General features: G+C 49.3%; 6 protein-coding genes. 5 read left to right on the top strand and 1 reads right to left on the bottom strand.

The window, feature by feature from the left end; translation table 11 throughout:
* The 4 genes from QZ375_RS09810 to QZ375_RS09795 all read left to right on the top strand — a co-directional run.
* The coding region (locus QZ375_RS09810; protein ID WP_295218471.1) for a hypothetical protein at positions 1–962 on the top strand (962 nt) is incomplete at its 5' end.
* Positions 963–1,140: 178 nt separating this feature from the next.
* Positions 1,141–1,332, top strand: coding sequence for a hypothetical protein (locus QZ375_RS09805; protein ID WP_295218469.1), 192 nt, complete (start codon positions 1,141–1,143; stop codon positions 1,330–1,332).
* Positions 1,333–1,660: 328 nt separating this feature from the next.
* Positions 1,661–4,276 carry a TetM/TetW/TetO/TetS family tetracycline resistance ribosomal protection protein gene (locus QZ375_RS09800; RefSeq protein WP_295218467.1) on the top strand — a complete coding sequence of 872 codons (2,616 nt, stop codon included), beginning with the start codon at positions 1,661–1,663 and terminating at the stop codon, positions 4,274–4,276.
* An 89-nt stretch (positions 4,277–4,365) separates the two neighbouring features.
* Positions 4,366–4,875: a hypothetical protein gene (locus QZ375_RS09795; protein ID WP_295218465.1), complete on the top strand. Its 510-nt coding sequence runs from the start codon at positions 4,366–4,368 to the stop codon at positions 4,873–4,875.
* 64 nt (positions 4,876–4,939) lie between these two features.
* Here QZ375_RS09795 and QZ375_RS14295 read toward each other — a convergent pair whose 3' ends face one another.
* Complete coding sequence (locus tag QZ375_RS14295) at positions 4,940–5,299, bottom strand: helix-turn-helix transcriptional regulator (protein ID WP_365728807.1); 360 nt, start codon at positions 5,297–5,299, stop codon at positions 4,940–4,942.
* 133 nt (positions 5,300–5,432) lie between these two features.
* Between QZ375_RS14295 and QZ375_RS09785 the strand changes: the two genes are divergently transcribed.
* Positions 5,433–6,216 (top strand): CHAP domain-containing protein (locus QZ375_RS09785; protein WP_365728804.1); only part of this gene is annotated, 784 nt, incomplete at its 3' end.

The following is a 6,216-nucleotide window of genomic DNA, read 5'->3' as shown; positions in this document are numbered from 1 at the left end:
CAGATTGGATGACAACGCCGACCACTTACACCACTACGACAGATTGGATGACAACGCCGACCACTTACACCACCACGACAGATTGGATGACAACGCCGACCACTTACACCACTACGACAGATTGGATGACAACGCCGACCACTTACACCACTACGACAGATTGGATGACAACACCGACCACTTACACCACCACGACAGATTGGATGACAATGCCAACCACCTACACTACTACGTCTGAGCGGACTACCACTTCAACCAGCTATATCACGACTTCTACGACAGAAACCACATATACTACGACAAATACAACAGCAACCACGGAGACAACTGACACAACGGCTATCACAGAAACGACGGCTACCGTAACTACTAAGAATGATTCGGGCGTGTATATCGAACTTGGCAAACCGGATACATCCCAATTGTATGCGGGCAATTCCTTCCGTCTGCTCTATTCCACCAATGCGAAGAATCTTATTTGGAGGAGCACAGATGATAGCATTGCCACAGTGGATGATAGTGGTATGCTTACCATTCTGGGCAGCGGCACAGTTAGCGTGATCGTTATTGTACAGGAAGATCCCACGCAGACTGACACGATCACCATTACCATTCCGGAAACGTTGCAGACAACGGATACCACGTCGGATACTACCGGCGATACCGGAACGACTACGACAACTACACCGTCTGTAGAGATGGGTGTGCGCGGAGACGTAGACCTGGACGGCGATGTGGATGCAGATGATGCATATCAGGTACTGATATATTATGCACGGCATTCCGTGGGAGATGCGGCGTATACCTTCCAGGAAAATGCGGCATTGGAGGTGCAGGTCATACAGCAGGCAGATGTGAACCAGAGCGGCACAGTGGATGCCGATGATGCGTACCTGATCCTGTGCTATTATGCAAAAGTATCCGTGGGCATAACGGATATTCACTGGGAAGATCTGATGTAATCAGAGCGTGTTCATATAAAAATAGAACGCACCTATCAGGTCTGCACTTATAAAAAGTTTAAGCATAGCACTTCCGATCATCAGGTCGGAAGTGCTATGGCGTTATGATTGACAAAATGGCGGCTTTGATGTATCATGTTGACTAAGATAAATCGGAACTTGGAGGTGGTGACCATATATGGCAAGAGCTCGTGTATGGATAGAAGCAATGGAAGAATATCTGATTAGGAATAATCTTGGTGAAAGAGAAAAAATCGTAAAGTTATCTGATGACAAGTTAAGTGAATATTATTATAAAGTGATTAAAGAAAAAGGAATAGAAAATGATGCTGAAAAATTCATGCACAGATGGTGTATGCAATATAAGTGAATTCTGATCTATACGAGTAAACGAATCATAAAGCCCGAAAGCAGTTCTTATCAACCGCTTTCGGGCTATATTTCTTTATTGATACTACGCCTTTTCTCGCTCTTGCAGTACATGAAGATTTGTGTTATAATGAGGAATGAGGGGTTAGGAATGGGGAATGATGGTATCGCCTACGGCGATGGATCTTAAAATATAGAGAAATTCTTGCATTTTTTGAATCTGTTCGTACCCAAAGGGTACGAACACCACCATTCCTAGTTCCTAACTCCTCATTCCTAATTGAAAAAAAGGAGTGAAAAGCCGTGCGGTACAACCAGCACGGTGCCATATGAAACGATTGATCATAGGAATCACCGCCCATGTGGATTCGGGAAAGACCACCTTGTCCGAAGCACTGCTGTATCGTACCGGGGAGATCCGGAAGCTGGGACGGGTGGATCACCAGACAGCATTTCTGGATACCCATCCCATGGAACGGGACAGGGGTATTACGATTTTTGCCCACCAGGCATGTATTGCCTACAACGGTGCGGAATATACGCTGCTGGATACCCCGGGGCATGTGGACTTTTCCGCAGAGACAGAGCGCACGATGCAGGTGCTGGACTATGCCATTCTTGTCATCAGTGGCACAGACGGCGTGCAGAGTCATACGGAAACCCTGTGGAAATTGCTGGAACGTTATCATGTGCCGGTGTTTCTCTTTGTCAATAAAATGGATCTCAGCGGTGCGGAAAAAACGGCAGTTCTGGCGGATCTGAAACAACGGCTGGGAGATTGCTGTGCGGATTTTTCCGACGATGGCACAGATGCCTTTTATGAGCGCATGGCACTCTATGATGAGACATGGATGGATGCCTATCTGGAGCAGGGCAGTATTTCCCGGAAACAGCTGGCAGAGGGAATTGCACGGCGCCAGGTGGTGCCCTGTTATTTCGGCGCAGCCCTGAAGCTGGAAGGCGTGGATGCCTTTCTGGAGGGACTGGATCGGTATACGTTAGAGAAAACCTATCCCGATACCTTTGGCGCACAGGTGTTTAAAATTGCCGCCGATGAAAAGGGCAGCCGCCTGACTTATCTGAAAGTCACCGGCGGACAGCTTCATGTTCGGGACGCTGTGTCCTATTCTGCCCAGGACGGTGCGCAGCTGACGGAAAAAATCAGCCAGATCCGCATTTATGCCGGGGCAAAGTTTCAGACGGCAGATACAGTATTGCCCGGTATGGTCTGCACTGTCACGGGACTGACCAGAACCTATGCCGGACAGGGACTTGGTGTTGTACAGGATGGGGCTGTGCCAGTACTGGAACCGGTTCTGCGCTATGGACTGCGGCTGCCGGAACAGGTACACCCGGCAGATGCTCTGAAGCAGCTGTCCCAGCTGGAGGAAGAAGATCCGGCTCTCCATCTCCTGTGGGATGTTCATGCCCAGCAGATCCAGATGCAGCTCATGGGCGAGGTGCAGCTGGAAGTACTCCGAAAGCTGATCGCCGACCGCTTCGGGCTGGAGGTGCAGTTTGATGCCGGGCAGATCACCTATAAGGAAACCATTGCCGAACCAGTGGAGGGCGTGGGACATTATGAGCCGTTGTGCCATTATGCAGAGGTGCATCTGCTTCTGGAACCGCTGCCCCAGGGGAGTGGTCTGCAATTTGCATCCGATTGCCGGGAGGACGATCTGGAACGGAATTGGCAGCGGCTGGTGCTGACCCATCTGGGAGAAAAAGTGCACGTGGGCGTGCTGACAGGTTCGCCTATTACAGATATGAAAATCACCCTTTGCGCTGGACGTGCTCACGTGAAGCATACCGAGGGCGGCGATTTTCGTCAGGCAACCTATCGTGCTGTGCGCAATGGTCTGCGCCGTGCAAAGAGCGTACTGCTGGAACCGTGGTATGACTTTGTGTTGGAACTTCCCACGGAATGTGTAGGAAGAGCCATGACGGACTTACAGCAGATGGGCGCAGATTTCCAGCCACCTGAGACAGACGGGGAACGTTCTGTCATGACAGGCAGTGCACCTGTGGCGAAAATGCGGGGGTATCAGAGCATTGTCACCGGATATTCCCACGGCAAGGGACGGCTTTGCTGTACGCCAAAGGGTTATGCACCCTGCCAGAATGCGGATGAGGTCATGGCTGCTATTGGCTACGACTGCGACAGCGATGTAGAAAATACAGCGGATTCCATTTTCTGCGCCCACGGCGCTGGATTTGCAGTGAAATGGGACAAGGTGCAGGAGCACATGCATTTGCCCAGCTGTTACACACCTGAACCGGAAAAAGAACCGGAAGGAGCGGTATCCGGGACAAGCCGTGCGGCACGGTATGTATCCAGTCTGGCGGAGGACAAAGAACTCATGGCAATCTTTGAGCGTACCTACGGCAAGATCGACCGGGATCCCCGGCAGGCGATGTATACGCCCAAGGAGGAGACAGAGCCATATCACGGCAAAAAAAATCCCGTCTATGACGGGGAGGAATACCTGCTGGTGGATGGCTATAACATTATTTTCGCATGGGATGAGCTGAAAGAACTGGCAAAGGACAGTCTGGAGGCGGCACGAAGCCGGCTCATCCACCAGATGTGCAATTACTGCGGCTATCGGCAGTGCAAACTGATTTTGGTATTTGACGCCTATAAAGTAAAAGGACAGCACCGGGAGGTGGAGCAATACTGCAATATCAGTATTGTCTACACAAAGGAGTCAGAAACGGCAGATTCTTACATTGAAAAGACAACTCACGAGCTGTGCCGGGAACACCGGGTACGGGTGGCAACATCAGACGGCATGGAGCAGGTAATTATTCTGGGAAATGGAGCTCTCCGTGTGTCGGCGGATGAATTTCATCAAGAGGTGGAGCAGGCAGAGGCGGCGATTCGGGCATATGCGGCGCAGATGAAAACGGGGAAAAAGACGATACGGGAAAAGCAAAAGCGGTAAATATGCAGTGGAAAACCGCAGCCGCCGTTTGCTTGACAAGAACTGTAAACTATGGTATCATAAACGAAAACGGGAAGGGGACAGTATACATGGACGAAATAGAACGCAAGCTGAAAAAGCTGGAGGAGGAAATGCAGCAGGAACAGGCTGGAAAACAGTCAGAGCCGGACGGGAAAAAGGCAAGAAAAGCGAAAGGTTCTTCATCCGCTGCGGCGGAGAAAAAACCGTCCCATCCGCTGGCGGAGTTTCTCATTGGATTGGTGCTGCTGGGTGCAGGGGTGTACTGGGTGTTGAATTCCTTTGTGGTGACGTTTTCCTGGGGCAGTCTCTGGGGAAGCTTCGGGATGAGTACTTCCGTTGCCACGGGATTGATGCTGGTACCGTTGCTGATCGGTATTGGGCTGTTGTTTTTTATGGATCACAAATGGGTCGGCTGGGTGGTAGTCGCCATCGGCATCCTGGCGATTCTGGTGACGCTGCTGACATCGGTGCGATTCCGGCCGCTTTCGGCGAGCCTGTGGCAATATGTGGTTATGTTCGGTATGATCGCCGCCGGTGTGGGTCTAGTGGCAAGAGGATTGCTGCGGCATTGGGATTAGAACAAAAAAAGAAAGAGCGTGCTGGTTTTCGGTACGCTCTTTTGCTATTTTCGGGAAAGTGTCATCAGGCTTCTTTTTTTCGAAAGATATCCTCGCTCTGCTGTTCGCAGAGATCGTCCAGGAATTGTTCCAGTCTGCCCTTGCTGCGTTCGGTGAGAGCGGCATATTTCTCCAGGATGTGCAGCGCCTCTTCCTGAAAGGGCATATTTTCTCTGCCCTTGGGGAAGTTGGTGCGTCCGGCGAGATAGTCCAGGCTGACGTCATAATATTCCGCCAACTGGATGGCACGCAGAAAGGGGATCTCACGCTCGCCTTTTTCGTACTTGCCGTAATACTGCGCTGTTGTGCCCAGATATTGTGCGATATCGGTCTGTGTTTTGTCCGCATCCTCCCGCAAATCCCGGATTCGTTGGTAAAAAGCCATATACGCCACTCCTTTCTCAGAAAATTTTATCACATATGACTAAAAAGTATTGACATTTTAGCCTAAATAGATTATAATATTATTGGAATAATCAGATGTGGTTATTCGTGAAGTGCGAAAGGAGTTGGATATTATGCTCAGAACAAAAGAAAATCGGATCGTTGCGGTGTTGGTGAGTGTGGTTTTATGTTTGGTGACATTTTCTATGATGCCCAGCACAAAAGTAGAAGCAACACAGTCGATGAAGGGAAATTTTTCGACGAATTACACTTTAACTGGTGATGGTGCAACTGATATTTTGAACGTTGCATTGGCGCAAGCCGGAAAGACAGGAAGCCAGCTTGGGTATACGGAAGAATGGTGCGCTGATTTTGTGTCAGACTGTGCTGACTTGGCTGGACAAAGTGCTGCTGTCCCGAGGTATGGTGGTGTAGACGGGTTGAGAACCAGAATTTTGAATGCTGGCGGCAAAAATGTAACATCGTCACCACAGCCGGGGGATATTGTATTTTTCAGTGGGCATGTGGAAATTGTTTATTCTGGTTCTGGCAGTTCCTTGAAATCCATTGGCGGAAATACTAGTAGTGCAAGTAGTCTGTATTCCCGAAAAGTTTGTTCTCCTCGTGTGCATGGTGGTAGTTATACGGTGGTAAGACCGAATTATAGTGGCGGTAATATTGGAACGTCAACATGGTATGATAACCTATCTCCGGTAGATGTCGGAACAGATTTTTGCGCCTATATTATCAATACAGAAGCATGGAAACCATTGAACAGTGATTCAGATAATAATGTTACAATGCGTGATGAAAGTGGAGCACCAAGTCAAATATGGCAATTTACTAGAAAAAGTGATGGTAGTTATAAGAGCCTGTTCAGTATCTTTACACCAAGTTCTAAAAGAAGTATAATAAAAA

Origin of the sequence: Ruminococcus sp. (assembly GCF_019417665.1) — a bacterium.
Classification (GTDB): Bacteria; Bacillota; Clostridia; order Oscillospirales; family Ruminococcaceae; genus Ruminococcus_C.
The sequence above is the reverse complement of the archived record's forward strand: the minus strand, read 5'-3'. Positions and strand labels throughout refer to the sequence as shown.